At 71.7% G+C, this 25967-nt stretch carries 20 protein-coding genes; 6 read left to right on the top strand and 14 right to left on the bottom strand.

Annotated features, from left to right (window positions below; translation table 11 throughout):
- Positions 1 to 173 precede the first annotated feature (173 nt).
- From OHB41_RS44560 to OHB41_RS44520, 9 genes are all read right to left on the bottom strand, one after another.
- On the bottom strand, positions 174 to 1145 hold the full coding sequence (locus OHB41_RS44560; RefSeq protein ID WP_526025086.1) for an endo alpha-1,4 polygalactosaminidase: 972 nt from the start codon (positions 1143 to 1145) through the stop codon (positions 174 to 176).
- Positions 1142 to 1804, bottom strand: a complete 663-nt coding sequence (locus tag OHB41_RS44555) for a spherulation-specific family 4 protein (protein WP_266707201.1) — start codon at positions 1802 to 1804, stop codon at positions 1142 to 1144. Before OHB41_RS44555 ends, OHB41_RS44560 begins: the two co-directional genes overlap by 4 nt.
- Positions 1801 to 2727 (bottom strand): NAD-dependent epimerase/dehydratase family protein, encoded by a 927-nt coding sequence (locus OHB41_RS44550; protein ID WP_266707199.1) that lies wholly within the window; start codon positions 2725 to 2727, stop codon positions 1801 to 1803. Before OHB41_RS44550 ends, OHB41_RS44555 begins: the two co-directional genes overlap by 4 nt.
- 7 nt (positions 2728 to 2734) lie before the next feature.
- A complete protein-coding gene (locus tag OHB41_RS44545) occupies positions 2735 to 3448 on the bottom strand; it encodes a nucleotidyltransferase family protein (RefSeq protein ID WP_266707197.1) in 714 nt (237 codons plus the stop codon).
- A gap of 31 nt (positions 3449 to 3479) precedes the next feature.
- Positions 3480 to 4481 carry an SDR family NAD(P)-dependent oxidoreductase gene (locus OHB41_RS44540; RefSeq protein WP_266707195.1) on the bottom strand — a complete coding sequence of 334 codons (1002 nt, stop codon included), beginning with the start codon at positions 4479 to 4481 and terminating at the stop codon, positions 3480 to 3482.
- Between the two features lie 232 nt (positions 4482 to 4713).
- Positions 4714 to 6090 carry a hypothetical protein gene (locus tag OHB41_RS44535; RefSeq protein WP_266707193.1) on the bottom strand — a complete coding sequence of 459 codons (1377 nt, stop codon included), beginning with the start codon at positions 6088 to 6090 and terminating at the stop codon, positions 4714 to 4716.
- Positions 6087 to 7616, bottom strand: a complete 1530-nt coding sequence (gene pelF / locus OHB41_RS44530; RefSeq protein WP_266707191.1) for a GT4 family glycosyltransferase PelF — start codon at positions 7614 to 7616, stop codon at positions 6087 to 6089. Before pelF ends, OHB41_RS44535 begins: the two co-directional genes overlap by 4 nt.
- Positions 7617 to 7702: 86 nt before the next feature.
- Entirely contained in the window at positions 7703 to 9838 is a 2136-nt protein-coding gene (locus OHB41_RS44525) for a hypothetical protein (protein WP_266707189.1), read from the bottom strand.
- A gap of 513 nt (positions 9839 to 10351) precedes the next feature.
- Positions 10352 to 10879: a COG1361 family protein gene (locus tag OHB41_RS44520; protein ID WP_266707187.1), complete on the bottom strand. Its 528-nt coding sequence runs from the start codon at positions 10877 to 10879 to the stop codon at positions 10352 to 10354.
- A gap of 565 nt (positions 10880 to 11444) precedes the next feature.
- Here OHB41_RS44520 and OHB41_RS44515 point away from each other — a divergent pair.
- Positions 11445 to 12371, top strand: a complete 927-nt coding sequence (locus OHB41_RS44515) for an SGNH/GDSL hydrolase family protein (RefSeq protein ID WP_266707185.1) — start codon at positions 11445 to 11447, stop codon at positions 12369 to 12371.
- 323 nt (positions 12372 to 12694) lie between these two features.
- Positions 12695 to 13300, top strand: a complete 606-nt coding sequence (locus tag OHB41_RS44510; RefSeq protein WP_266707183.1) for a GOLPH3/VPS74 family protein — start codon at positions 12695 to 12697, stop codon at positions 13298 to 13300.
- Between the two features lie 60 nt (positions 13301 to 13360).
- On the opposite strand, the gene OHB41_RS44505 is transcribed toward OHB41_RS44510, so the two are convergent.
- The 3 genes from OHB41_RS44505 to OHB41_RS44495 all read right to left on the bottom strand — a co-directional run bounded on the left by OHB41_RS44505 (position 13361) and on the right by OHB41_RS44495 (position 15727).
- On the bottom strand, positions 13361 to 14527 hold the full coding sequence (locus tag OHB41_RS44505; RefSeq protein WP_266707181.1) for a hypothetical protein: 1167 nt from the start codon (positions 14525 to 14527) through the stop codon (positions 13361 to 13363).
- 242 nt (positions 14528 to 14769) lie between these two features.
- Positions 14770 to 15141 carry an ArsR/SmtB family transcription factor gene (locus tag OHB41_RS44500; RefSeq protein WP_266707179.1) on the bottom strand — a complete coding sequence of 124 codons (372 nt, stop codon included), beginning with the start codon at positions 15139 to 15141 and terminating at the stop codon, positions 14770 to 14772.
- 211 nt (positions 15142 to 15352) lie between these two features.
- A complete protein-coding gene (locus OHB41_RS44495; RefSeq protein ID WP_266707177.1) occupies positions 15353 to 15727 on the bottom strand; it encodes a roadblock/LC7 domain-containing protein in 375 nt (124 codons plus the stop codon).
- 435 nt (positions 15728 to 16162) lie between these two features.
- Here OHB41_RS44495 and OHB41_RS44490 point away from each other — a divergent pair, with 435 nt between their 5' ends.
- Entirely contained in the window at positions 16163 to 16348 is a 186-nt protein-coding gene (locus OHB41_RS44490; RefSeq protein WP_266707175.1) for a hypothetical protein, read from the top strand.
- On the top strand, positions 16348 to 16656 hold the full coding sequence (locus OHB41_RS44485) for a type II toxin-antitoxin system PemK/MazF family toxin (protein WP_266707173.1): 309 nt from the start codon (positions 16348 to 16350) through the stop codon (positions 16654 to 16656). The genes OHB41_RS44490 and OHB41_RS44485 overlap by 1 nt, the downstream gene beginning before the upstream one ends.
- Before the next feature lie 94 nt (positions 16657 to 16750).
- Here the strand turns inward: OHB41_RS44485 and OHB41_RS44480 are convergent, their stop codons facing one another.
- Positions 16751 to 18211, bottom strand: coding sequence for a hypothetical protein (locus tag OHB41_RS44480; RefSeq protein ID WP_266707172.1), 1461 nt, complete (start codon positions 18209 to 18211; stop codon positions 16751 to 16753).
- A 160-nt stretch (positions 18212 to 18371) separates the two neighbouring features.
- Here OHB41_RS44480 and OHB41_RS44475 point away from each other — a divergent pair, with 160 nt between their 5' ends.
- Together OHB41_RS44475 and OHB41_RS44470 are read left to right on the top strand one after the other, a co-directional pair.
- Positions 18372 to 23228, top strand: a complete 4857-nt coding sequence (locus OHB41_RS44475) for a hypothetical protein (protein WP_266707171.1) — start codon at positions 18372 to 18374, stop codon at positions 23226 to 23228.
- Between the two features lie 2 nt (positions 23229 to 23230).
- Complete coding sequence (locus OHB41_RS44470) at positions 23231 to 24874, top strand: response regulator (protein ID WP_266707170.1); 1644 nt, start codon at positions 23231 to 23233, stop codon at positions 24872 to 24874.
- A 157-nt stretch (positions 24875 to 25031) separates the two neighbouring features.
- Here OHB41_RS44470 and ppk2 read toward each other — a convergent pair whose 3' ends face one another.
- Positions 25032 to 25937: a polyphosphate kinase 2 gene (gene ppk2 / locus OHB41_RS44465; RefSeq protein ID WP_266707168.1), complete on the bottom strand. Its 906-nt coding sequence runs from the start codon at positions 25935 to 25937 to the stop codon at positions 25032 to 25034.
- Positions 25938 to 25967: the final 30 nt, after the last annotated feature.

Genomic DNA, 25967 nt, shown 5'->3' with positions numbered 1-25967 from the left:
TTCCGGGAGAGGACCCGACTCCCGGAACCAGCCGCCCCCAGGTGCGAGCGGTTCCTCCCTTCGGGGCGGCCTCCGTCGGCGGCGACCGGCCATGTCTCCGTCGGCCCTCCACGGCGTGGGCAGCGGGTTTCCCGCCGGGAGCCGATGCCCGCCTTCGGGGTGTCGGGCGCGGATCAGCAGGGCTGGCGCCACACCCCGAGCTCCAGCTTCTTGCGCATGGAGGACAGCCTCAGTTTGCGTGACTCGGCGCAGAACGCGCTGGTCGGCTCCTTGTACTCGACATGGAAGACCGCCTTGCCCGCCGCGATGAACGGACTGAGCAGTTCGCACTCGTCGTACTGGGCGCACTCCTCGTTGACCGCGAAGTCGAAGTCGCCCAGGAGCTGCGGGATCTGCGGGAGGTCGTTCTTGAGCCCCACGGACATCCCGCGCGCATGCGTGATGCGCGCGATCATGCGGTTGTACGCCAGCTGGTCGCGCGCGGTCAGCGGGAACCCGGTGTCGTTGCCGTACCCCTCCACCAGGTCGGGTTCCACCGCGTCGAACCCCTTGTCGCGGCACATGTCGATGCGGCGTTCCATGATCGGCCGCAGGACGGACAGGCGGCGGATGTCCAGCCAGCGTTCGCCCGCCCAGCCGTTGTCGGCACCCAGCACGGAGCGTGGGAAGTCGTCCTTGTCGGGCCGGAAGTTCTCCCAGGCACCGGTGTTGAGGTAGCAGATGACCTTGCGGCCGGCACGATGGAGACGGGCCACGTCCGCGGCGGTGTTCTCGAAGCCGTCGATGTCGTAGACGGGCACGTCGGCCGACGGCCGCACCTCTCCGTCGAGCTGCCACTGCCAGGCCACCCCCGGCCGGGGCTGCCAGCGTCCGGGCCGGTGACGGCCGGTGGCGGACGGCGCGGGCGAGCCGGCCGAGGCGCTCGCGCCGCCACCGCCGGACGACCGCCCGGTGCCGGACGGCGGTCGATGAGTCGCGCCGGGGGAACCGTCGGCCGGCCCGCCCGGAGAAGAATGACGACCGCCCGCGGAAGGGCGTCGCCCGTCCGAGGCCCGGTCCTTGCCGTCGGACCCGGAGCACCCCGTCAGCATCGTGGTCACCAGCAGGCCGACCAGGGTAAGGCGGGTCACCGCAGGGTGCCTCATCGCTCCGCCTCGCTCAGCGCCGGCGTCAATTGCGCCCAGGGATTCGGGGGTTCGCCGGTCACGGGTCCCGAGACCGCCGCGCCGCGTTCGCGCGCGGTGCGCACGGCGAGCGGCACCAGGGCCTCGGGTACGCCGTAGACCAGATGGCAGAACCTCTCGGGCGGGTGCCGCGCGGTCCACGCCGGTCGGCTGAACGCGGACACGTACGTGGACCAGTGCCCCTCGAAGGTGACGATCAGGTCCGCGACGCGGGCGTAGCCGGGAGCCGGATGGACCCCCGGATTGAGGACGACGGTGCCGGCGCCCAGTCGGCGGGCCTCCCGCACCAGCCTTCTGCAGGCGGGGAGTTCGGCCGGGGCCGAGGTCACCCGGTCGAGGAAGCAGCCGTCGGCCGCGTACCACTCCCGGTGCCGTACGACGTCGTCCGCGACCTCCGCCCGGGGACGCGCGCCGTAGTCGGTGTCCACATATCCGAGCAGGCGCGCGCCGGCCGCCCGCAGCGCCCCGGCCGCCGCGGTGAACGCGGGGTCGGGGCTCGTGCCGGGTCCGTTCGCGGGATTGAGGACGACCGCGTACGTGTGGGTGGCGGCGGTGATCAGACGGTGCCAGGCACCGGGGTCCTCGGCCGGATGGACGTAGAGCGGAATCAGCAGACTCACGGCGCGTGGCCGCCTTCCGGGCCGAGGGGCGTGTCCGCGGTCGTGGCCGCCCAGAGTGCGGCCAGTGAGTCCTCCAGGGTGTGGGACGGACGCCAGCCCAGGGCGTCGGCGGCGGCGGTGATGTCGGAGCACTGCCACGACACCTCACCCGAGCGCGCGGATCCGCCGCCGTTCTCCTCGATCCGCCCTCGGAACCCCGCGGTGCGCGCCAGCGTCCGTACCAGCTCGCGCACCGGGACCGCCTCCCCTCCACCGATGTTGAGGACAGGTGGCAGCGGCCGGGCGGACGTGGCCGCGAGCGCCGCCGCCTCCGCCACGTCACGTACGTCCACGAAGTCGCGGTAGGCCGACAGGTCGCCCAGCCCGATCACCGCGTCCTGGTCCTGACCGGCCGCACGCAGCAGCCCGGCGATCCGGCCGGGCAGCCCGGTGGCCGGCGCGCCGGGCCCCACCGGGTTGCCCACGCGCAGCACCACCGCGTCGAGTCCGGACGTGGTGACGGTGATCGTGCCGGCGAGCTTGCCGGCGCCGTAGGCGGTGACGGGCCGGGTGGGCGCCGACTCGTCCACCGCGGTCTTCGGGACGCCGGGGCCGTACTCGGCGGCCGAGCCCAGATGGACGAGGCGGGCGGCGGGTGCCGCCTCCCGCAGCGCCGCACACAGCACAGCGGGGCCACGGGAGTTGGCCTCGGCGAGGGTCACGGCGTCGCCGTCGGTGGATCCCGCGCAGTTGATCACGGCGTCGGGCGCCACCGACGCCATGGCCTTGGCCAGCAGGTCGGTTCGGGCGGTGGCGAGGTCGACGCCCAGGTCCGCGGTGGCTGAGCGCCCGCCGCCGAGCACGCGGGTGCCCGGCAGGGCGCGCAGCCGCTCGACGACGTGACCGCCCAGATAGCCGGTGAAGCCCAGGACGAGAATGCGCATGCGGTGGTCAGGCTCCCTTGAGCAGCATCGACTTGCGGGTGGTGAACTCGGCGTTGGCCCGGTCGTAGTCGTCGGGGCGCCCTATGTCGAGCCAGTACCCGTCGAACTCGTACGCGTGCGGGGGTTTCTGAGCCCCCAGCAGGTCGAGCACCAGCTCGTCGAAGCCCAGTGGCAGGCCCGCGGTGTAGCCGTCGAGGATCGACCTCGACAGTCCGTAGACGCCCATGGAGACGTTGTAGTCCATGCTCGGCTTCTCGGTGAATCCGACGACCCTGCTCGCGTCGGTGGTCAGTACCCCGAAGTCGATGTGCACCTTGCGGGTGTAGGTGGCGATCGTCAGCGGGGCGCCCGCGGACCGGTGGCGCCGCAGGACGTCGGCGTAGTCGAGGTCGGTGAGGATGTCGCCGTTCATCACCAGGAACGACTCGGGCAGGCGCTCGCGCATGGTGAGCAGCGGGCCCATGGTGCCTAGCGGGCTCTCCTCGGTGGCGTAGTCGACGGCCATGCCCCACTGCGAACCGTCGCCGACGTAGGCGCGGATGATCTCACCGAGGTGGCCGATGGCGATGGTGCAGCCGGTGAATCCGGCCGTGGCGAGCTGGCGCAGCACGATCTCGAGGATGGCGTGCTGATCGCCGATGGGCACGAGCGGCTTGGGCAGCGCGGTGGTGTAGGGCCGCAGCCGGACGCCCTTGCCTCCCGCCAGGATCACTGCGTGCATGGGACTCCTCCTTCGTGGACGTGCCGGACGGTCAGATGTTGTAGACGCCGGTCTTGTAGCGGGCGAGATTGGCCGGGTCGCGGAAGAACTCCACGGTGTGTCCGAGGCCCTGCTCCAGGTCGTGGCCGGGGCTCCAGCCGGTCGCCTCGCCCAGCCGCGTCGCGTCGGCGACCAGCCGCATCACCTCGGAGTTGGCGGGCCGGATGCGCTGGGCGTCCTCGCGCACCTCGATGGCGGTGTCCATCACCTTGCCGATCAGCGTGACCAGGTCGCCGACCGAGATCTCGCCGCCGGTACCGGCGTTGAAGGTGCGGCCGACCACCTGTGCGGCGGGTGCGGTGCCGACCGCGAGGAACGCCTGCACGGTGTCCTTGACGTAGGTGAAGTCGCGGGTGGGGCGCAGATCACCGAGGGTGATGGTGTGCGCGCCGGCCGCCACCTGTCCGATGACGCTCGGGATCACCGCCCGCATCGACTGGCGGGGGCCGAAGGTGTTGAACGGCCGCAGGGTCACCACCGGGGTGTCGAAGCTCGCGTGGTAGCTGTCGGCGAGCCGGTCCCCTCCCGCCTTCGAAGCGGCGTACGGCGACTGGGTGTTGATGGGGTGGTCCTCGGTGATCGGCACGGTCTGCGCGGTGCCGTAGGTCTCACTGGTGGAGGTGTGCACGAGACGCGGGATGCCGAGGGCACGCACCGCCTCCAGCACGTTGAGCGTGCCGGTGACGTTGGTGTCCACGTAGCTGTGCGGTGCCTGGTAGGAGTACGGGATGGCGATGAGGGCGGCCAAGTGGTAGACGCAGTCGGCGCCTTCGAGGAGACCACGGACCGAGCCGGGGTCCCGGACGTCTCCGAGGACGATCTCCACCTGGTCGAGGACGTCGGAGGGCAGGGTCTCCAGCCAGCCGTAGGAGGCGAAGGAGTTGTACTGCGCCATGGCCCTCACCCGGTGCCCGGAGGCGACCAGCGCCTCGGTGAGGTGCGAGCCGATGAAACCCTCGGCTCCCGTGACGGCGGCGAGCGGTGCGGAGGTCAACGCGTGGGTCCTTCCGGTCGGTTGCGCGGATCGGTTCGAGGCGTCCTGCACGGCCCGCAGGGGCCGGCTTCGTGCGGTGGTTCCGTGCGGCGGTGCGGGGTCCGCGGTGCGTGGTCCCGTACGCCGGTGCGTGGTTCCGCACGGCGGTGCGGGGTTCGGTGGTGCGTGGTGGCGTACGGCGGTGCGGCGTCCCGTGGTGCCTGGTGGCGTACGGCGGGACCGACCGGGCGGGTCAGGCATGCGCGGCGGGGCGCCCGAGCCGCCGTAGCGCGCACGCCGTGAGACACAGCGCGGCCGCTCCACAGCACAGCGGCAGCACCGCCGTGCCCGGTGGCAGCGAGAACAGGGTGAGCGCTCCGGCCGCCGCGGCTGCCGTGAGGCACACCCCGGCCGGTGTCCAGGCCACCCCGAACGCCTGGAGCAGCAGCGCCGTCCACAGCGTCGCCGCGAGCGGCAGCAGCGAGGCCGGCTCGGCACCGGTGAGGAGTGACGCGGGCAGCAGTGGAAGCAGATAGACGAGCAGACACAGCGCGAGGACCCCGGCCGAACGCCACAGGAACGCGGCCGGGGTGGCGGTCGCGCGCAGAGCCGCCACCGAAAGCCCCCGGTAGCGGTACAGCAGCCACTCGGCCGGTCCCATGCTGACGGTCAGCACGATCACGCCGTACGGATCACGGTGGCCCTCCAGGAGGACCAGCGTCCCGGCGGCCAGCCCGAACAGTCCGTAGGGCAGCGACCGCAGCAGCCGGGGACGCGTGTCGTCCGCCACCGGGGCGGCCACCAGGGCGGTGCGCAGGGCCCAGCCCGCCGCGGCGACCGTGCCGAGGAGCGCCAGCAGTGGCAGTCCGGCGCGCAGCAGGGTGCCCGGCTCCCACCACGGCAGCACCGCGGCGCCGCCGATCAGCGGGGTGAGCGCGGCCAGCAGCAGCCGCTCCCGGCCGAGCACCAACAGCACCCCGGCAGCCGCCAGATACACCGACTGTGCGGCCGCGACCAGGGTCGCCGTGCCTGCCCCGGCGAGGACCGCCCCGGCGGCCGTCGCCACCGCCGCTCCCAGGGGCGCGCCCCTGAGGAGGGTACGGCCCGCTTCCCTGCGCCCCGTGGTCATCCGCAGATAGGCGCGGTGCCCCAGCGCCTGGCCCCAGGCCCAGGAGACCAGCCCGGCCAGGATGAGGACGTGGGTGTGGCGGTCGGCCTGCCATAGCCGCGCGGTGAGCAGATAGGCCAGCCCGGGCAGCGCGAACAGTGCTCCGCGCAGGGCGCACCGCACATGGTCGGGGCGCCACGGGTCGGACGGTTTCGCGGGCTCCGGGAAGGTGCGCGGCACCCGCTCGAACAGTGTGGAGGCGAGCGAGAAGAGATGGGGGTGTCCGTACCGCTGCTGGATCACCTCCGCGGTCAGTCCTTCCGACTCCAGCAGCGCCGCCACCTCGTAGGGGTGGACGGCGGGCCCGACGCGGTCGGCCAGTTCGGCGGCGAGCCGGTCGACCGCGTCGTGGTCCGGGCCCTGGTCCGGGAGGCGCAGGGCGAGGGTGCGGTCCTCGGCGAGGCGGAAGGACAGCGTGTCCCCTTCCGTCGCGCCGGGTTCGAGCGCCATCGGTCCGCTCATCCGGCCAGGCTCCTCTGCCGCTCGTCCGCCGTGGTGAGTTCGGCGGCGGGGTCCGCCGCCCACGGGTCGCGCGTCGTGATCCGGCCGAGTGCCGACAGCTCCAGATAGATGGAGCGGAAGGTGTCGACGGTCTGGCGGAGGGTGAACTGCTCGATCACCCGCAGCCGTGCCGCCTCGCCCATCGACCGCCGTCGAGCGGGGTCGCCCAGCAGCTCCAGTGCGGCGGCGGCCATAGCGGCGGGATCGCGCGGTGGTACGACGAGACCGGTGTCGCCGACGGCCTCCCGGACGCCCCCGACGTCCGTGGAGACGGTCGCACGCCCGCAGGACATGGCCTCGATCAGGGTGAACGGGAAGCCCTCGCTGATGCTGGAGAGCATGACCACGTTGCCCGCGGCGTAGGCGTCCTTGATGTCCTCGACGCGGCCCTCGAACCTGACCGCGTCCGCGTGACCGAGTTCGGCGGCGAGCGTCTCGCACCGCTTCCGGTAGCCCTCCCCTCCCCGTGGTGTCCCCCCGAACAACCGCAGCCGCAGGTCGGGGAGTTGGGCGCGGGCGAGAGCGAAGGCGCGGATGAGGGTCTCCAGGTCCTTGATCGGGTCGACGCGGCCGGCCCAGCTGAGGGTGGGCTCGGCCGGTTCGGGTCCGGCGGCCGGGAAGGCGGCCGGGTCCACCCCGTTGTAGACGGTGCGGATCGACTCGGGGTCGGCGCCGCCCTGTTCCTCCCACAGCCGGTTGTAGCGGTTGCCCGGAGTGATCAGCGCGGCCCGCCGGTAGGTCTCCTCGGCCAGCAGCCGGAAGAAGCCGAGGACGACGGCCTTGACCGGCCAGCGGTAGGGCGCCGTGCGGTATCCGAGGTAGCGCTCGCGCAGATAGACGCCGTGCTCGGTCAGCAACAGCGGTACGCCGTGCTGTTCGAGCGCCGCCAGCCCGGGCAGGACGGCCACGCCGCCGCTGACGGCGTGGGCCACGCCGTCCTCCGGCGGCGGCACCGCCAGGGGACGCAGCGCGTGTTCCAGCAGGGCGGTGGCGGTGATCGCGTCGTGGAGGGTCGGGCGGGCCTCGCGCACGGCCAGCCCGGGGCGGTTCCAGACCGAGGTCAGGATGCCGATCGCCCGGTCACCACGGAGGAAGGGGCTGAGCATGCCGTCCGCCGCGGCCCTCGCCATCACCTGGAGGGCGGCGCCGAACCTGTCCTCGGCGCACGGATCGAGCAGGGCGGTCAGGAACTGCTCGTACGCGGTGGCGAGCCGGTTCCGGCGGCGACCGCGCGGCGGACGGCCGTCGGGCGCGGGTCCCCACATGGGTACGGAGACGACACGGGTGGCGTGTTCGGGGATGTCCCAGACGAGTGGTTCGCGTCCGGTCCCGGTGACGGCGACGACGTCGAAGTCGATGTCGGGCATGCCGCGGACGAGTTGGTCGCACCACACACTCACGCCACCGTGACTGTGTGGATACGTTCCTTCGGTGAGCAGGGTGACGCGCGTCGCGCCGGGGCGTCGCGCGCCGTGGTGAACGTGCATCGGTGTGCTCCACGGCCGAGGTGTGGGGTGGTCGCTCCGGTCCCGGCCGCCGAGAGAGCGGCCGGGACCTGCGGTCGGTGCGCCGTTCAGCTGTGCGGGGTGTACGGCGTCCGCCGGGTCACGCCGGACGGCACCCGGGTGTGGGGCGTGGCGCGGGTGGCGGGAACCCTCGCCGCGGGGTGGACGGCCGCGGGCATCCGCGCGGCGGCCGACGGCAGGCCGAGCGTGAGCGGCACGCCGGCCGACGCGGTCCAGCCGGACACCTCACCGGCGTACGCGGAGCCGAAGCCACCGGCGCCGTTCGTGGTGCCCGCGGGCATGGTGGCGGTGACCGCGACGCCGGCGGGCGCCTGGACGGTGACCGAGTCGCCGATGCGGTAGGCGGTGACCTGACCGGCGGCGACCGCGGTCTTCCACGCGCCGCGGCGCTGCAACTCGGTGCCGATGTCCTTCATCCGCAGGTTCACCACGGGGGTGTTGTCCGCGAACAGGCCGGAGTAGGCGTCCAGCACGCCGTCGAGAACCGGGTAGGCGATGCGGTCCTCGGCCAGGTTCGACTGGTGGATGAAGTGCGGCTTGGGGTCGTTGGAGAGGACGTGGCCGAGGTCGATCCGGGTCTCCAGCGGCACGATGTAGTCGGTGTAGCCGGTGCTGGTGTCGAGCGGAGCGGGCAGGCAGGTGGAGGTGTCGGCGTGGTCCTCGCAGATGCCGCTGCCGCCATGGGCCCGGCTGGTGTAGATCCAGTTGTACTCGTCGACCTGTTCGGCCGCGCGGCCCGCGTTGTAGAAGACGTTCATCGGGTAGCGGGGGACGGTCACCGCGGGACCGACCTGACGCTGCTGCGGATCGCGGGAGTTGTCGGAGGCGAGCCGGCCGACGCCGTTGTCGGCGAGTGCCGGGGCCAGGTTGGGATTGTCCTGAGGCTGCTGCGGGGTGACCTTCAGGCCGGAGTGCTCACCGGTCACCAACTCGCTGGTGTCCAGGGGCAGTCCGGCCGTCTGGCCCCAGACACGGTTGTTGGCGATCTCGTCCGAGATGGTGTTGCGGCTGACCCACTTGGTACTGCCGTCGGCGTTGGTGGAGCACTTCCACGGCACGACGGTGGTGTCCTGGTCGCAGCCGAGGAAGGCGTGCGTGTAGGTGTGGTTGATCCAGCGGAACCGGTTGCGGTCGGCGATCAGCTTGTCGGCGAGCAGGTCGACGCCGTTGTTGTCCTCACGCTGGTCGACACTGCCGGCGCCGTTGTAGGCCAGGTCGAGGGTGAAGTTCCGGCTGCTCTCCCAGGCGGTGGCGTGGCCGACGTCAGCCGGGGTCATCCGGATCGGGTTCGGTACGCCCTGGCCCGGCGAGCAGTCCACGTCGCCGGGCGTGCAGTTGAGCCGGGTGTCCCAGCGGTCGTCCGCGGCGAAGACGTCGTCCACGTGGACGGCGAAGTAGTTGCGCGAGGCGCCGAGGTGCACGCCCCCGGTCATCCACTCGACGATGCCGCGGGCCAGCAGCCGGAACTGCTGCTGGTACTGGTTGTAGACGAACGTGACGACGAGTTCGCGACGCCCGTCGTGCCGGTACTCGCCCACCAGCGAGCCCCGCGTCGACTGCCCCGGTATCGGCGCGTCGACGTACGGCGTGAAGTCCGCCCCGACGGCGGGGGAGGAAAGGTAGGCGTAACTCTCGCCCACGGTGGGGGAGTTGTTCTCGAACGGCACGGCTCCGTCGAGATAGCCGAAGGGACCGGCCTTGCCCGCCGCCGTGACCTGGGCCTGCACGCCGTCGAGGCTTCCGGAGTAACCGCCGCTGACCGGGTACTGGAGACCGGCCTCGGGCCGCGCGTAGGTGTAGGCGTCGACCTGCGGGATGGCGTACGACTGCTCGTAGGCGGACAGTGCGGCCATCTCGGCGGAGCCGGCCGGGAAGGGATTGTCGTTGGGCAGGACGACGGCCTGGAACCTGGCGCGCGGCCGGCCGTCCACCGTGTCCGCGAGAAACCCGGCGTCGATCACGGGCCGCCCGGACTGCTGGAGGTCGACCTTGGTGTACGGCGTTCCGGAGGCGTCCAGTTCGGCAGCGATGGCGTCGGTCGAAGGCCCCCCGTCGCTCACGACCAGCACCCGCAGCTCGATACGGGGCGTGGTGGCGTCGGCCCGTGCCGCGCCGGCCGGCAGGGCGAGCGAGGCGATCAGTGCGCCCACGGTGAACGCGGTCGTGCGTATGGTCCGCTTCATGCGGCGAAGTCCCCTCCCCGGGCAGGGGTGAGTACTGCTCCACCGGAGCGGACGCACCCCCTTGCGCGACGCCGCCGCCCCCCTCAGGTGTTGGTCGTCGACGCATCCGTCGCGTCACATAGTGGTGTCTGTGTGTAGCTTTCGTGGTCATGTTGCGAAACATGACGGAAAAGCGCAGGCGTCCATTTGGTCACGCCCGTGTCCGGAACACCCATCCGGCGGTCGTTGTGGGACCAGGGGCGCTGAGGGCTCGCGCGTCCGGTGGGCTGGTGGTGACCTGAGGCGGAGCCGATGCAAGGCGGCAACGTCCGTTCGTGCCATCGCCAGTGGTTCAGACCACGTGAACTGCTCGGCTCCTGACCGGATTTGACTCGACCCAAGAGCCCGGAACGCCGGTGGCGGCCGGTCCGCGCGACGCGCGGACCGGCCGCCACCCGGGCTCGGTGTCCCGCGGATGCCCTGTGCGGGGCTTGATCCGACGTGGACACCGTCCCGTGGTCGGGGTGCCGTTTGTCAGGAGCAGAGCACGCGGGTCTCGGGCGTGTAGGCCGGGCCGCCACTGGAGTTGGTGCTGTCGCTGAACTCGGCGTAGTAGTACGAGTAGAAGCCGATGTTCCCGTTGCATCCGGAGTCGGCGGCGACCTGGAGCGTCAGGGTGACGGTCCGGCTCTGGCCGGGCGGGACGGTCGCGCCGTAGTTGGCGCCGAGGTTGGCGGGCCCGGTGCCGGAACAGGGCGTGCTGCCGGCCGCCGTGGCCAGACTGCACCCGGTGAAGCTGTACTTGAGATCGGGCCGCTGCGTGGTCAGCCACGTCGGGTCGATCGTCTGGTACACGAACCAGATGTCGTAGGTCCTGTTGTTGGTGATCGTCATCGACAGGTTCACCGTGCCGCCCGGATGGGTGGTGGCGCTGTCGGTCGTGAACGTCAGGTCGGCCGGAGCCGGGTCGGCCGCGCTGGCCTGCGGGGCCAGACCGAACACGGCGAGGGCAAGGGCGAAGACGGCGGCGAGACCAAGGCGTCTCATCTGAGTGGATCGCATGGGCCGGGAGGCTAGGCAAACCGCGAGCGCACCGTCTGCCCCAGCCGGCACACCGGAAGCGCCGGTCGGCCGGAAGTGTACGTCTCGTGAAGGCGGTGTAACGGTGCGGTCGCGCAGAGTGATCTCCCCCATCTCCGCACGACATCGGAGGTGTGGAGGGGTGGGAGGGGTGAACTCGCGGCGCCGCACGATTCCGTGGCGTCACCGGGCGCTATTGGCGAGTACCGCGTGCGCCGGGCACGTCGGAAGGATTCCTACCGGATTCCCGCCGGAGACGTTCTCGGCCAACCCGTGATTTCCGGCCGGGTCACGCCCGGCCGCACGCTCCTGGAGCGGCGGGGGTGGTCCGCACGGGCCGTTCGCCCGGCCCGGAGTGGCGGGCTCTTCCGGCGCGTCCGAGCCACCCCTGTCGAACCTCTGTTCCAGCGACCTACCGGCCGGTATACAAGCGATGTTGAATCTGCAAGGGCAGCGCTCTCCTGACCGTGGTGGCGCTCGGCGTGGCCGGAGCGCCGGCGACGGCTGTGATCGGGCTTGCTGTGTCAGCGACGACGGAGGAGAGTTGATGAACCATCACATGGTCCCGAGCGGCACGGCCCCACGACGGCGACACGCACCCGCGCTGGGAGCGACCCTCGGCTGCGGCGTCCTGTTCCTCGGCGTCGTCGCGGCGTCCCCCGCCGCGGCCGACGGAGGTCACGCGCACCGCGGCGAGAAGTACGTGGCACTCGGCGACTCGTACACCTCGGGCCCCCTGATCCCACGTCAGGTCGACACGAACTGTGCCCGGTCCGACCAGAACTACCCCTCGCTGGTCTCGGCCGCGCGCAGTACCGGCGCCTTCACGGACGTCAGCTGCAGCGGCGCGACGACCGAGAACATGTGGAAGGCCCAGGGGACCAACGGTCCCCAGCTGAACGCCCTGGGCCGCTCCACGGATCTGGTGACGGTGCAGATCGGCGGGAACGACGTCGGCTTCAGCTCCATCATCGGCACCTGTGCCGCGCTGAGTTCGAAGGACCTGTCGGGCGACCCCTGCCGGCAGTACTACAACGCGTCGGGGCCCGACCAGCTGACCCTGCGCATCCTGCAGACGGCTCCGAAGCTGGCGCGGGTACTGCGCGCGGTCCACGACCGGGCCCCGCACGCCCGCGTCCTCGTGGTCGGCTACCCGGACCTGCTGCCCGACGACGGCAGCGGCTGCTATCCGTCCGTCCCGTTCGCCGCGGGGGACTTTCCCTACCTGCGCGACGTGAGCAAGCGGCTCAACCTGGTGATGCGCGCGGTGGCGCTGTTCAACCGCGCCGACTACGTCGACACCTACAAACCCACGATCGGGCACGACATGTGCAAGGCGCCCGCCGACCGCTGGATCGAACCGTTGAAGCCCGCCTCGCCCGCCGGCCCGGCGCACCCCAACGCCAAGGGGGAGGCAGCGATGGCCCGCGCGGTCCTCGCGCGGATGTCCAGGGGGGACGGACACCACCACTGAACCCCGACCGCCGGGAAAGTCGCAGCCGCCGGCGGAATGCCCCCGCACCGCATCCGGTGCGGGGGCATCGCCGTGTCGTCCCCCACGTCGAACGGCCGCGGCGAGGCGGGGGCGCTAGAGTCCCGAGTGCTGGAGGCCGCTTCGGCCGGACCTGACGCCCGTCGGCCCGGCGGTCCGTTTCCGTGATCGCGGCGACGGACGCCGACGACGACGTCGGACCGTGCCGTGCGGCCGCACACCGGATGCCCGTCCGTTGTCCGCGCAGTACCAGGACACCTGCTCAGCGACCTGTCGCCGGCGATGACTCTGTGGGAGATCCCTTCATGACCACGGCCAAGGACCTCTTGATCATCGCCATCGAAGTGGACGCCGGCGGCCCCGTGGGACAGGGCGATCTGTCCCTCGCGCTCGCAGGGGCCGAGCTGATCGATCTCCTCGGCGCGCGGGCCGTCACCCTGGCGGGCGACCGCGTCGTGCCGGCCGGGCAGACCGCGGCGGAGGACCGCCTCCTGGCCGAGGCCCTGGCGTCGCTCGTACGGGAGGTGCCGTACGAGACGGTCGACGACTGGCTGTGGCGCAGGGGCCGCGATCTGTCCTCGGCCTATACGGCCGTCCTGGAGGAGGAAGGGCAGCTCACGCGGGAACGCCGTCGCCGGATGTCCTTCGCGGCCGCCCGGACGACGGTGGCCGATTCTGCCGCCCGCCGTCGCGCCCTGCACCGCTGGGCGGCGGACGAGCCCGTGGTCCTCGCCCTCGCGGCGGCCGTCGGGATCCAGGGCGACCAGACGGCGGACGAACCGGTCGTCACCGACGACGCGGTGACGACCGTACTGGCCGCCGTCAACGACGCGGTCATGGAGCTGGAAGCCGTCCGCCAGCGCCGGTCCTTCGAGAACGCGGCCTTCGCCAACGTATGGCGAGGAGCGTGAGGCCGGAGGGCGTCCTGAGCCGAGGGGGCCTCCCCGGCCGTACGCTCACTGGCCGTACGTTCACTCGGACGTGTCGGAGTCGTCCCCGGACGTGCCCGCGTTCCGGCCGGAGACGTCGGCCCGCGCCGTACGGCGTGGGCGGATGGCCCCGGCGACCCGCTGGAACGTCCGCGTCAGCTGCTGCGGCAGCCCGCGCCCGTCCGTGTCGTCGAACGCCTCGTGGGCCCGGGACGCCACCCCTCGGAACTCCTTGATCTCGGCCAGCGCCGCATGCGCGAGTTCGGTGGCCTCGCGGTACCGGTCGCGCGACTTGGTCATCGCGTCGAGCGCTTCGGCGTAGGCCGCCACCAGCGCGCGGGCGCGGTCCAGCTCCTCCTCCATCGTCAGCAGCTGCCACTGCTCCCGGAGCGCGGTCACGGCCTCCTCCGCCTCGTCGGCCAGCGGCCGGGGCAGGGCGGCGTACCGTACGACCTTCTCCAGGAGCTCCGTCGGCTCCGACCCGTCGAGGAACACACTGCGCACGGTGAAGTCCTGCTCCGCGTACCCGGTCCGGGCCGGCGAGCCCGGCAGGATCACGGCACCTCCGCGCGGCACCCGTACGCCCAGGTCGTAGAGGGCCCAGTTGACGGTCTGGAACTGGTCGGGCGCGGCCCGGTGCTCCACGACGCGGTGGCGCAGGGCCGGCGGCAGCAGGTGTGCCAAGGGGACGCGGCCGCGCTGGTCGGTCGTCATCGCCTCGTGGACGACGACGTTGATGCTCCAGCTGTGCTGCGCCGACTCCCGGAGGAGGCGGCGCAGCGCCTTGTCCTCCTGCGGAAGCGGGTTGATGTCCTGCAGGGCGAGATCGCCGACCACGTCGTGGTCCCAGCGGACCTCCCCGTTCCCGGGCCAGAACATCGTCGCGGGAGAGGGCCAGGAGAGGTTCCAGGGCCGGTCCGCCTCGGCGGCCAGCGTCCAGCGTCGCTCCTCGGCCACGTGCGCGCGTCCGTCGGTCGTGAGGCGCGCACGCACGGTGACGGTGTCGTCGACGATCCAGCGGGCTTCGAAGACGTACGCGTCGGGTTCCGTGGAGTTCCCGGTCTCCAGGAAGTCCTGGATGGTCTCGGCGGCCTTCAGCCTCCGCAGGTTCTCCCGGAGGATCTCCTGCGGCGCGGGCCCGGCCTGGCGTCCTCTGGCCAGCCAGACGGTGTCCGGAGCGGTGGGGCGGGCGGTGGTCGACTTGGGCATGAGTCACTTTGCAGGTGGGAGGCGGCGTGCGCTCCCAGTATGGTCGCTACGGGTGGCGGGCGGCGAGGTGAGGGCGGGGTGGATCACCGACCTCCGCCCCTGTCCCCCCGTGGCCGGTTTTCAGCTGTGCGCGCATCTACGGGCGTTAAGTGTCGATATGGACGCTTGTGTCCGCTAGGACTGTATTCGCGGAAGCCGTGTTCGCGGACGTGAGGAATCGCAAGAAATCCCTGAGGGGGAGCTCAGGAGGTTCGGCTCCCGCTGCCCTGGGTCAGGGCCGGCCGGACGTCGGCCTGGCGGAGCTCGGCCAGCAGTTCGCTCTGGCCGACGAGGAGTTCGGTCAGGATGCGGCGGGCGGCACGCAGGAGTTCGGCGACATCGCCGCCGGCGAGCGCGTAACTGACGGTGGAACCCTCCCGGATGGACACCACGATCCCGGAGCGGCGCAGCACTGCCAGTTGCTGGGAGAGGCTGGAGGGTTCGATCTCGATCTCGTTGAGCAGGTCGCGCACGGGCACGGGGCCGTTCTGCAGCAGCTCCAGGACGCGGATGCGCACGGGGTGCCCGAGCATGCGGAAGAACTCGGCCTTGGCCTGGTAGAGGGGGACCTGCATGGTGATCGTTCGCTCCCTACCGCGGTTGACGGACTGGGCTCTGGCCGGCGCGGCGGCCGTGTGCGTGCCGCCGCGGGCGGACGCTTGCGGACCGATGACCGATCCTCGCGTCTCCCGCCCCGCACACCCATCGGATTGTCCTGATCTGGATGTGCCCAGATGAAGAATTCTTCAATTCGTGGGCGTGCGGAGGCGTGGAGGAAGCGGCCGGCTACACCTCCAGTTCCGCCTCGATGCGCTTGAGCTGGTGGCGGGCCATCGCCAGGTTGGATTTCGTCTTGTCGAGCACGAGGTAGAGGAACAGGCCGTTCCCGTCCCGGCCCTTGAGCGGCCGGATGAGGTGGTACTGATTCGAGAGGGTGATCAGCATGTCCTCGATGTCGCTCTTGAGGCCGAGGTGTTCCATGGTGCGCGTCTTGGCGCGGATGACATCGGTGTTGCCCGCGGCGGCGACCGCCAGGTCGAGGTCCTTGCCTCCTCCCAAGGTGCCCAGTGCCATGCCGCTGGTGTAGTCGACGAGAGCGGCACCCAGTGCGCCCTCGATCGACGTCATGGTCTCCTTCAAAGAGATGTCCACACTTGCCATGCCGGTGTCTCCTCGCTCTGCGCGGCCCGGAATCCCCGGGCGGCTCCGTGAGCGGACCCTACGTACCGTGCGGGCCGGTCGGCCGAGTTGTTCCGGGACTGACAGAAGGAGTGTCGGAGCGGTGAACAGCCCGCTCTCTTCTGATCGTCGACATGCGGTGGGTGACCGTTGCCGTACTCCTGGTGCGGCAGGTGAACCGGTCCCGGACCCCGGCCCCGGACCCCGGTCATCTTCGCCTGCCGTGCCTGCCCCGCCGACCCCGGCCGCCCGACGCCGGTGCATTCAGGAGGCGCCTGCCGCCGCGGCCTCGTCCGCGCACATCGGCATTACATATCGGTCAAGTCGGACAAGTGGCCAGCTGGGAAAAGTTTCCGCGACGCCGGGCCGCACGACGCGGTCTGTGATGGTGGCGGTTCCGCCACTATATTTGGTGTCATGACTGCCATCACGCTGCGGATCCCCGACACCATGGACAAGCCCCTGCGCGACGCGGCGGCGGCCGCCCCTTCGCTGAACGACTACATCCTCCGGGCCGTGCGCCGGCAGATGACCCTGGACGCCGCCCGCGTACTCGCCGCGGTCGAGCCCCTCGACCTCGACGGCGAGGGCGACGCCCTGTGATGATCCGCAAGGGCGACGTGTGGGACATCGACACCGGCAAGGGTGTCCGCACGGTGCTCGTCGTGAGCCTCGACGGACTCGCCGACGCCTACGGTGCCGTCGTCGTCCTCGTCCTGCACGCCCCGGCCGTGCATCCCGACACGGCCATGAGCGTGCGCCTGACGACCCCGGTCGACGCCTCGGTCGTCGCCGTCAACCTCCTTCAGCTGTCCGCGGCACGGTTCGAGACCGCCACCCCGCTCGGCGCCATCGGGCCCCAGCAGCAGGAGCTCGTCGACAACGCACTACGGGCGGTACTCGACCTGTGAGCTCGGGCGTCCCGGCCCCACCGGGGCGCCTCGGCCCGGCGTGACCGGGGCGCCTTCGAAGCACGGCTGGGCAGCCGGGTCCCGCCGCCGTGGGTCAGCTCCGGCTCAGCAACCTGCTCGCCCCCGCCACCACCGAGGTGGCGAGCAGCCAGCCCGCGAGGATCAGCAGCACGGCCACCACCTTGTCCACTCCGGCCGGATCCCACGCGGTCCGCTGACCGAGGCCGGCGACAGGGACGATCAGGTCGAGGGTGTACAGCACGGGGTCCCAGTTCCGCTGCGCGCCGCCCTTGACCGGTGGCGGCGCGTGCGTGGCGAACCACGCGGAGCCCGCCCCCACCAGGACGACCAGCCAGGCCAGGGCGCGCCCTGGTGCGTATCCGTAGCCGAACAGCGCGTCCTGGACGGCGCCCCAGACGCGGGCGGGCAGCCGTTCCGATCGCCGAGTCCGGCGTTCGCGGGCGCGCCGGACGACCCGCGCGGACCGTTCGTCGCCGGCGCGCTGGTAGGACAGCGCAAGTTGTTCGAAGGAACCGGCGGTGGCCGTGCCGTCCCTGGCCAGCCAGGTCAGCCGTTCCTTGACCCCGACCGGTTCGACCGAGCCGAGCCGGTCGTAGGTGAGCCCCTCCACGTCGAGCGCACCCACGGCCGGCCAGCTGCCCGGCGCATCCACGTACGAGCCGATCCGCGCGTCGCGAAGCACGACCGCGCCCGCCGGATTCGTACGGAAATCCACGCGCAGGCGGGCCGTGCGCAGTCGGGTGAGGATCGCGGCACCAGCAGGGGCGCCGAGCACGGCGTCATGAAAGGTGACGATGCCGGCGACCTCGGCGCTGCGCAGGCGAACGGGTCCCGAGCAGCTGAAACCCCAGTCGGCGTAGAAGCCGCCGTCGCAGCGCAGGCCCGTGGCGTCGATCGCGGTCACCGATGCGCCCTCGAAGAGCAACGAGTGACTGACCTGCCCGTCCCTGAGGTAGAGGCCGCCGGACGACTCCAGGCCGCTCGCGCGCAGTGAGTCACCGACCGTGACGCGTGGGGCGAACAGCGCCCACGGGCCGGGGCCGCCCAGCACCGTCCGTTCGAGGACGAGTGCGCCGTCCACGTGCGCGGCCACCAGGCGCAGCGGTGCGGTGGTCAGTTCCTCGGACACCCGGCGCGCGGCCGGCACCCGGTCGCCGTCCGTGCGGAAGTCGACGAACGGAGCCGCAGCGGTGGCGGCTCCGATCCGCGCTTCGCGCAGCACCAGGTCCCCGCGCACCCGCAGCCCGTCGGCGAGGAGAGTGGTCACCCGACTACCGCTGAGGTCGAGGGAGTTGACGACAGCGCCGGACAACCGGATCTCTCCGTCGAAGACGCAGTTCACGAACTGCAGGTGGGCATCGAGAACGGCCTGGCGCAGATCCACGGTCCCCGTGCATCGGGCCCCGGCGATGAGGACGCGCTGTGTGCGCGCGGCAGCACGCAGCACGTACGCGGCGAAGCGGACACCGTCGATCTCCCGACCCCGCGCGACGTCCCGTCGCAGACCGCGCACCCCACCGTGACCGGATGTCATCCGCCCTCAATGTCACTTGTCCGTAGGAAAGTTGCCGCACTGCGTCGATGATGGCAGTTCGGTACCCGAGGGGGAAGAAGGGCGATATTTCCCCGGGTCGTGTGGGCAGAACCAGTCACAGGTACGGCAGCGGCGACCGGAAGAGAGAGGGCGCCAGACCATGGCAGGACTTCACTTCGCCCCCAGACTCACTCCCAGCAGCTGGGAGAAGGTGATGCAGCCCCGGCGCGCACCGCTCGCGGCGGACGGGCGGTGGACGCACCGGACTCTGGAGCAGGGACTCCATCTGGACTTCGCCCGGGTCGAGTTCGCCGACATGGCGGCGCTGGCGCGAGCCCTGCTGCTGATCGACGCGGCGGTCCGCGACAGTGTGCCGGTCCGGGTCACGCTGCCCACCGCGGAACTGCCCGGGTCGGGTGGCGATCCGGTGGACACCGACGGCGCAGAAGGTGATGCGGGTGCGGTGGGTGCGGAGCGGGACCGGGCGGCGGCGCAGCGGCTGCTGACCCGGCAGGCCCGGGCGCGCGGCGATGCCAGGGCCTTCATGGGGCAGGTCGGCTTCCTGGACGCCCTGCGTCCCGGCCGCTGGCCGGAAGGAGCGGTCGTGGTGGACGACGCGGCGGCGGTGGACCACCTTCCGCCGGCCGACGACGCGACACCGGGCGGCGGCAAGTCCACGGCTCGCGACGAGTCCCCCTACGTGAGGCGGCGCATCCTGCCGTTCCAGTGGCTGTCGCCGCTGGACGGTGACGCGTTGCGCGTGTCGCAGGATTTCCTGGGCATCGTGGCCCGGCTCCGTGATCTCGGGCTGTCGGAGCCGGATGCCGACGCGCTGAGCCAGACGGTCCTTCTGGAGCTCCTGGAGAACGTGGCGGAGCACGGCGCGGCCGGAGTCGTCGGCGAACCGCCCCGTTGCCTCGTGGGCGCGGTCCTGCTCGACTCCGTGACGTACGGCCGGCGCCACGCCGACATGCCGCCCGCCTCCGCCGATCTGGCGGAACTGACCACCACGACGCGCAGTCAGGTACTGCGTCTGCTGGTCGGCGACTCGGGCAGCGGGCTGGGGATCCGGCTGGATCCGGCGCAGGCGTGGCACGGAGCTCCGTCCGGCGTGCGGCCGGCGTCGGGACACCGGCTGACCGAGGCGGAGGACACGGTGTTCCACGCCTTCGGGCACCACTTCCCCGTGCCGGACGGTACGCACACCGACGCGCACGCGCCGCGGCCCGGCCAGAACGGGCTGTGGCGGGTGGCACACCTGGTCAGGAGTTACGGTGGCAGCATCGTCGTGCGCACCGCGGACACGATGACCGGCTGGGTGTACACGGAGTCCGACGGTCAGGCGGTCATCAGCGAGGGATCGCTCGGTCACGCGCCGGGCACGCTGCACGAGGTGCAGGTCCTCACCGATCCGAAGACACACCGCACTCCGGTGTCGTGGATCGACCGCCCCCAGGCCGCAATGGGCCATCAACTGCGCTGGATCCGCTGCGAGTTCGACGCGGCGAACGGCCTCGACGAGGCCGGCCGCGCCGCGCTGGTGGACGCGGCCCGTGAAACCGCGGGGGATCCGGCGCTGGGCGGAGTGGTCGTGTCGGTGCCGTTACGGGACACCGGTTACCTCAGCCCCTCCGGGTTGCAGGACGCACTGAGCGCGGCACTCGGTGTGGCCGACGGACTGGCCGACCTCACGGCTGTTGCCGTCCTCTTCCCCGACGCCGACCCGCGGATCGTCGACCTGAGCGTGAGCGGGCTGCACGCCGAGCAGCGCCCCGGCGCGGTCGCACCACCGAGCCCGACACTGGTGCACGGCTGCTACGGACCACCCATCTGGTACGGCGGCTCGGCGGCCGTCCGCGCCGTCCTGACCGAACTGAGCAGGGTCGGCGGCGTGGTCTCGACGGAGACAGCGATGCGGTGCTGGAGACAGGCCGGAGGGGAACCGGGCGACGGCCTGTGGCGTGCCCTGGAGCAGTACCCACGGCTTTTCGAGGTCTCCGGCGGGCGGGTGTCCCTTGCCCTGACCCCACTGGGGGTGCTGCGCACCCTGGAGCGGGAGGCGCACCGCGAGCTGGCCGAGGTCGTCGAGCACGGGGGAGAGGCCGCGGGCGTGGCGAACGGTCTGTTCCGGACGCCCGGGCTGCGGATCACCCGGTGCTGGGTCGACTCCGCGCTGCTCCTGGAGGCGACGATCGGAACGGCGACGGCGGCGTACGTACTGGCCCGCAAGGTGGAGGCCGTGCTGAACGAACGCGGACACGGTGAGGTGCCCACCATGGTCGCGCATGTGTCGGCGGCGCCGAGGCCGCTGGCCGCGCGGCTGAGCGAGTGCCTGGCATTGGGCGGGAGGCACCACGCCATGCCGGGTGAACTCGACCTGGAGGGGCTGCACCCGAGCGAACCGGTCCAGGCCGGCGAACGGGTCGTGCTCATCACCGACCTGCTGTCGACGGAGAACACCACGCGGCGTGCGGCGGCGGCCATCGCGGGTGCGGGGGCCGAACCCGCGCTGATCGCCTGCGTGGTGGACGCGCGGCAGGAGCGTCGCGACATCCAGCTGCTCAACCGGAGCATTCCCGTGGTCTCGCTCACCGACGTCGCCATCGACATCTACGCGGCCGACGGACGCACTCCGCCCACCGGTGACGCGGTCGGAGTGGACGTCGTGGACATCGATCCGATCCTGCGTCATCCGGTCGTTCCCTCGCCCCCGGAGCCGCCCCGCATCTCGGAGCTCGACTTCCTGCGACTGTGCACGGGCGCGCCCGACACCCTCTCGCTCGGGCATCTGGCCGGGCCGCGGTCCCACTCCAGCGCGATGCTGCACCTCGACCGCGCACTGCGGCACCCGGAGACGGGCGCCCGGATCACGGACGCCGTCCTCGACGTGCTGGGCGAATCACTCGCCGCCCTGGAGGAGACGCCCGGACCGGCGGGCGCACGGACGCTTCAACTCTGGTACGCGGGCTCTCCGGACGCCGTATACGACAGCAGACTCCCGGAAGCCGTGCACGCCCGGCTGGGCGAACTCGGCCATGCGGTCGGATCATTGGTGGCCGTGCCACGCGGGGTGGCTCAAAACCAGTGGATCTTTCCGACGGCCGTACGGTACGACGCGCGCGGCCAGACCGTGGTGGTGGTGGACGGCCGTGCGACGACCGGGACGACACTCCAGCAGATGATCCGGCTGGCGGCGGCGAGCGGGGCGGTCGCGGTCGTCGCGGTGGTGCTGCTCGACCGGCTGGACCACCAGGAGGCAGCGGCGCTGCGCATGCTGCGGGCCGTGGCCCCGCCGGGCGGCGGTGCACCCGTGCCGGCGGTGGTCCGGTTCGTGAGCGAGAGCAGCATCCCGGGCGAGCCGCCGCACGACTGCGCGATCTGTGCCGCCCGGCTGCGCGTCCAGGACGACTCGGCCGCACCCGACCGGCTCCGGAGGCACGCGGACCAGCTGCGCGAACTGTTGCGTCCGCGGCGCCGCGAGGAGGTGTTCAGCAGTGCGGCGGCGGACCTGTTCGCGGTTCCGATCCGCTCGGACGACGTGATCGACTACATCCGTTGGCGTGCGCTGCTGCGGGAGTCCCTGCGCGACACGGGCTCGCGACAGCGAGTGGTGGACGCGCTGCGCGCGCTCCTGGACGGCTCGCCGCGGCCCGCGTTCACGCGGTCCAACCTCATCCGGCTTCTCGCCGCCGAACAGCAGTGGCTGAAGCTGCCGCCGCTTCGGTTCACGGTGGCCCGGGACCTGCTGGCGGAGATCTGTGTGGCCGGGGTCGGCAAGTCGGTCAACGTCTCGCCGTGGCTTCGCGTGCAGGCGCTGATGGTGCTGGCGGCAACCACACCGCAGCAACTGACCGAGATACTGCCCCGGTTGCTCACCCTGGCGTTGGACGAGCCGGTCCTGGTCGACCAGATGCTTCTGGAGTGCCAGCGGCTCCTGAGCCGTCCACCGCACGATTCCCCCATCGACGTGGTACGGCTGCGCAAGAGCCTGCTGCGCTGCCGCAAGAGCCTCGAGGAGCGGCGCGAGGCGCGCGTCCCCGGTCTCGCGGACGAGTATCTGCACGTGGTGCAGCAGCTGATCACCGTCGCGGACCACAAGGTGGGCCCCAAGCCGGATGATCCGCAGAAGGCGTGGGAGCAGCTCCGCGAGGACTTGGGGCACGCGGTGATGCGACACCGGCTGGACTCGGGGCTGTTGCGCGTACGGGACTACGTGGAGGACCTGGAGGACGCGGCGCCCTCGCAGCGCGCGGCGCTCGACGCCCGCTCCGACTGGGAGACGTGCAAGCGGCACCTTGCCGAGCGGGCGCTGGTCTGTCTTCCCGCTCTGCGGCACGTCCTGGCCGGAGAGTACGTGGACGACCGGCTCGGGCGACGCGACCACGAACGGCTGATGCGGCTGGTGCCCAACGGGATCACGGCGCTCAGCGAGGTGACGGAGCGGCTCGACCGGCTGCTGCGCGCACCGCGCCAGGTGGACGACCCCGACTGGCAGACCGTACGGTACGAACTGCTCGACCGGCTCGACTGGTGGTACCGGATGTTCCTCGCGACGCATCTGCCGGAGACGGGCAAGCGCGCCCATCTCGTGGACCTGGTGTCGTCGGCCCCGGCCAGGCTCGGGCCCCGGCTGGAGGCCCTCCGTGCCGCGCAGGACCCCGCGGTCGAGGTGGTGGCGCGCGGGGCCGCGGGGGAGGCCGAGGTGTTCTGTCCGGTGCCGCTGCTGACCGAGGCCGTGGAACACGTACTGGACAACACGCGGCGCCATCGCGTTCCGGACGCCGAGTGCCGTGTCCACGTGGCGTACGCGGCGTCCGGGCCGGGCACCGTCGAGGTCTCCTTCCGTAACACCGGCACCCGGCCGCGGCGCGCGCCCGGCCAGGGGCTGCGGGCACTGGACGCCAAACTCCGGCCTTTCGGCGCGTCGTTGACGGGGCATGCCCTCGACGAGGCGGACGGCGAGAAGGGCTGGACGTTCGAGACGCTCCTGGCGCTGCGCCTGTGGGAGGGGGCCTGATCATGCAGGAGATCAGAGGGCTCATCATCGATGACGAGGAGCGCAACCAGCGGCGGTCCAAGGCCCGCCTCCAGACGCACTTCGCAAAGATCGGCTGGGACGTCCTGTGGGACTCGGCCACCGAGCCGGACCGTGGCCACGAACTGATCCGGGACGCGGACCGGCCCTACGACGTCGTCCTCGTCGACCTGCTGTTCGCGCGGGAGGACCTGCCGGACCTGCCGGAGCCGCGTGGCCTTGAACTGATCGCCGAGGCGAAGGAGCGATCGCCGCGAACGTACATCATCGCCGTCAGCTCCGGTGACGACACACGGCCCGACCTGTTCGACCAGGCGCGCCGCTCCGGGGCGCACCACGTCTTCCGGCGCTACGAGTTCACCCAGGGATCGCTGGACAACAGTCCGGCAGCCGTCGTCCGGGCCGTGCGCGAGCATCTCCTCAACAACGGGACGGTGCGCGCGATCCAGGTGGAGGCGGACGCCGACGACCCGGCGGTCCAGTCCATCGTCGACGAGGTCGGCGCGCCGACGTTGTCCCAGCTCTACAGCCGCGTCCTGGAGGCTGAGGGCGCGGAGACGGCGACGATGCGACTGGCACATCTCACGCCGGGCGCCTCGGGAGCGGTGGTGTGCTCGGTCGCGGCGATCTCACCGGGCAGTCCGGTGCTGCGGCATGTCCTGAAGGCCTCCCGCGACGAGGAGGCGCTGGCGCACGAGGCGGAGCAGAACGCCCGGGCGGCGAAGGTGTTCCCCGCGCTGCTGTTGATCAGGCAGCGGCCCGAACGACCGGTGGGCCCGGTCAACGGCTGGTACGCGCTCGGCGCTCCGCTGCCCGAGAACGCGAGGACGCTGCGCGCCTGGCTCGCGGCGGAGCCGCCGAAGCCGGACGTCGAGGACGTGATGTTCAAACTGTTCTGGGAGGGGCTGCGCACGCCGCACACCGAGAACCGGGAGAGCGCTGTCCCGCTGGTGGAGTTGCTCCGGTTCCCGTCCCTGCGCCGCCGGTTGGTACTCCAGGCGCTGGAGGAGTTCTCGCCCGCGCTGAGGCGCCCGGACGGGGGCGGCCTGTCCGACGTGAGGGACCTGACCCGGGAGCTGCGGTCGTTCCTGGAGGAGGGCAGACCACTGGGCGTACCGCTGAGCGAGCTGACCCGGCCGACCGTGACGACGTACGCCCACGGCGATCTGCACGGAGGCAACGTACTGATCTGCCTGGGCCGGCATCCGACGCCGGTGCTCATCGACACCAGCGCGTTCGGTCGGCTCAACTGGGCAGCGGACGCGGCCCGGTTCGGCGTGGACCTGCTGATGCGGTCGATCGACGCGGGCGTGGAATCGATGTTCTTCACCCGGTTCGCCGCCTGGCGTGCTCTGGCGGCGCGACTGGGCAGCCGCACCCCACCCGCCGAACCGGACACCACGGGCACCGCCGCCGCCCTGACGGCCTTGTCATGGCTGGTCACGCATCTGCACACGCTGTGCCCGGACGCCGCGGAGCCCGAGCGGGCCTGGGAGTGGCACGTGGTGCTCGCCGAGTACTTGCTGCGCGCGGCCTGTCACACCGACGTACCACCCCCGAAGCGGGCTCTCGCCCTGGTGGCGGCCCACGATCAGCTGAGGGAAGCCACCATGCTGTTGATGTCCTGAGTCAGTCCCGCGACGACCGTCGGGGGCTCCTCATGAACCGTCGAGGCGCGGCCGGCCGGCCGACGAGCCGCGCGGTGAGCCCCTTACCGGTCGTCCGACGCGACGAGTGGACGTACGCCGGCGGGGACTCGGCCCGGTCGGCGTACGGCGGTGGATGTCAGGACGCCGCGGGGCCGCCGACGGCCACCGCGTCGTCCTCGCCCTCCTCCAGCAGGTTCGCCGCCGCGCCCACGATGCTGGGGTCGGGGCTGCCGACGACCTCCTCGTCCTTGTCGGCGTAGGCGAAGCGGGCCAGCACGCTGCGCATGGCCTCGACGCGGGCCCGCTTCTTGTCGTTGCTCTTCACCACGGTCCAGGGCGCCTGCTCGGTGTCCGTCTCGCGGAACATGGCGACCTTGGCCGCCGTGTAGTCGTCCCAGAGGTCCAGCGAGGCCAGGTCCATGGGGCTCAGCTTCCACTGCCGCACCGGATCGACCTGCCGGATCGTGAACCGGGTGCGCTGCTCACTCTGGGAGACCGAGAACCAGAACTTGACCAGGTCCACGCCGTCGTCGACGAGCATCCGCTCGAAGGCGGGCGCCTGCCGCATGAAGCGCCGGTACTCGTCGTCGGTGCAGAAACCCATCACGCGCTCCACACCCGCCCTGTTGTACCAGGACCGGTCGAACATCACGATCTCGCCCGCGGTCGGCAGATGCTCCACGTACCGCTGGAAGTACCACTGCCCGCGCTCCCGCTCCGTCGGCTTCTCCAGCGCCACCACCCGAGCCCCGCGCGGGTTCAGATGCTCGGTGAAGCGCTTGATCGTGCCGCCCTTGCCGGCCGCGTCACGTCCCTCGAAGACGATGACGAGCCGCCGGCCGGTCTCCTTGATCCAGCTCTGCAGCTTCAGCAGCTCTATCTGCTGGAGCCGCTTGTGCCAGTCGTACTCCTTGCGCTCCATGCGCTGCTCGTACGGGTAGTTCTCCCGCCACGTGTCGACCGGGCTGCCGTCCGGCCGGATCAGTACGGGGTCGTCGTGGTCGGAGTAGTCGACCTGCATGCCAGCCAGCAGTTCCGTCATCCGGCCCTCCTCTTTCCGTGCTTCGCGTTT

It is taken from the genome of Streptomyces sp. NBC_01571 (assembly GCF_026339875.1).
Classification (GTDB): domain Bacteria; phylum Actinomycetota; class Actinomycetes; order Streptomycetales; family Streptomycetaceae; genus Streptomyces.
This window is presented reverse-complemented; position numbering and strand designations above follow the sequence as displayed.